The 1,326-nt window shown below is 52.6% G+C and carries 1 protein-coding gene; it reads left to right on the top strand.

Annotation, left to right across the window (positions count from 1 at the left end; all coding sequences use genetic code 11):
- Nucleotides 1-349: 349 nt before the first annotated feature.
- Nucleotides 350-1,326: phage integrase central domain-containing protein (locus GTGU_RS23245; RefSeq protein ID WP_038163469.1), on the top strand; the 977-nt coding region annotated here is incomplete at its 3' end.

The raw sequence follows: 1,326 nt of genomic DNA, 5'->3' as shown, positions 1-1,326 counted from the left end.
CGGGGTGGAGCAGCCTGGTAGCTCGTCGGGCTCATAACCCGAAGGTCGTCGGTTCAAATCCGGCCCCCGCAACCAACTCAGTGTTTTAAGGCGTCCGTACAGGTCCTTAGAAAACAAGAAACCGCAAAGTCATCATCGACTTGCGGTTTTTTTTCGTCCTGGTCTTTCCCGGTCAGTACCGGTGAAGCCGGAGATAATGAGTTGATAAATGAGTGTATCGATGTGCGTTTTTTTCTTCGTACACTCATTTTGATTTTCTTGCTGAATGTTCCCTGCGTTATCAGGTATATACAGCCACGACACCTTAATCCACACGGACCTTCAGGTCCCATGAATCAGGGAGTTATCAATGGCTATTGTTACCAGTCCACTTTCTGCAACAGAAGTCCATAAGGCAAAGCCCACAGTCAGACCGTACTATCTCTTTGATGGTCGGGGACTGTGTCTTTACGTCAAACCAAACGGTAATAAATTCTGGCGCTGCCGTTACACCCGGCCCACGACACGCAAGACAACAGAAGTCAGTCTTGGTCAGTACCCTGACGTTTCGCTGGCAGATGCCCGGCAGGCGCATCAGAAAATGCTGTCATTACTGGCAAAGGGGCTCGATCCGGCAGAAGAAGCCCGCAGGGCCGAAGCACTTGTCCGCCAGCGTACTGACTGCCGCTTTTTGACCATTGCGGAGAAATGGTTCAGCACCAAAAAAGGCAGTGTGACGGAAAAACATGCCCGGCAAATCTGGTCATCACTGGAAAAGAATGTGCTTCCTCATATTGGCGATATTCCTGTTACTGCGCTGAAAGCGCCGGATCTGATTATGGCCCTGAAACCGGTGGAGGCACGCGGCGCACTGGAGACCCTGAGAAGGCTGGTTCAGCGGGTTAATGAAGTGATGGACTATGCAATCAATCTTGGCGTGCTGGAAGCGAATCCGCTCAGCCGTGTCAGCCGGGTATTTGAGACCCCCATTGAAGAACACATGCCAACCATTCGCCCGGAGAGATTACCGGAACTGGTACAGCGCATTGAGAATGCCAATCTGGCGATGCTGACACGTATGCTCATCTGGTGGCAGTTGCTGACGCTGGTCCGTCCGGCAGAGGCCGCCGGTGCCAGATGGAGTGAAATTGATATGGAGAAAAAACTGTGGACGCTGCCGGTTGAGCGGATGAAAAAGCGGCGCATCCACCATATCCCGTTATCACCGGAAATGCTGGTACTGCTGGATAAACTCCGGCCTGTAAGCGGACACACACCGTTTCTGTTTCCGGGGCGAATAAGAAACACGGCGCACATGCACAGCCAGACCGTGAACATGGCGCTGCG

This window comes from Trabulsiella guamensis ATCC 49490, from assembly GCF_000734965.1.
Classification (GTDB): domain Bacteria; phylum Pseudomonadota; class Gammaproteobacteria; order Enterobacterales; family Enterobacteriaceae; genus Trabulsiella; species Trabulsiella guamensis.
Note: the sequence above shows the minus strand (reverse complement) of the source record. Positions and strands in the feature narration are given on the sequence as shown.